The sequence below is a fragment of the Enterobacter sp. RIT637 genome, assembly GCF_019718755.1.
Taxonomy (GTDB): Bacteria; Pseudomonadota; Gammaproteobacteria; order Enterobacterales; family Enterobacteriaceae; genus Enterobacter.
Map to the genome: position 1 here is coordinate 1 of NZ_JAIHAZ010000211.1, position 509 is coordinate 509.

A 509-nucleotide genomic window follows, 5' to 3' on the forward strand; every position below is an offset into this window, starting at 1 on the left:
GCGCAGAGGTATTGTCAGTCATTATTATCCTTACTCAGACTTGGGAAAGCGTGCTGGTTGCCCGCGTCAGTCGTCGGTGAATCAGGCCCGCGCTATCAAACAGCCAGTACAACAGTTTCGCCAGTAGCAGACAGAGACCGAAGACCACCATGAAAAACACCACGCGCGACACAAACGAATCCAGCCCTTCACGCGCCAGCACGATCATATTGAAAATGGCACCAAAACAGAAACTGTGCAAAATCGCCGCTTTATAACGGTTGGTCTCTTCGTTCCCGCGCACATAAAGCCAGTCGAACCATTTGATGATAAGCCCAACGGCCACGGCGCCCGGCAGGATAAACCACACGCCGCCCATCACCACCAGCGAGCCAATCAGCGTCGGGGAGATCGCCAGGCCAGAGTGGTTGTTGAGCACTTCCCAGGTAAAGTAGTTCGCCGTGTTCAGCACCACGCCAGGCCGATCGGGCCACAGCCAGGTCGGGATAAAGACGTAGAAATCACGTGCG

At 55.2% G+C, this 509-nt stretch carries 1 protein-coding gene; it reads right to left on the reverse strand.

Translation table 11 applies throughout. From position 1 onward, the window contains the following. Window positions 1-34: 34 nt before the first annotated feature. Window positions 35-509, reverse strand: a 475-nt coding sequence (locus K5E19_RS24065) for a WzyE family oligosaccharide polymerase (RefSeq protein ID WP_221553416.1), incomplete at its 5' end; no start/stop codon positions are given.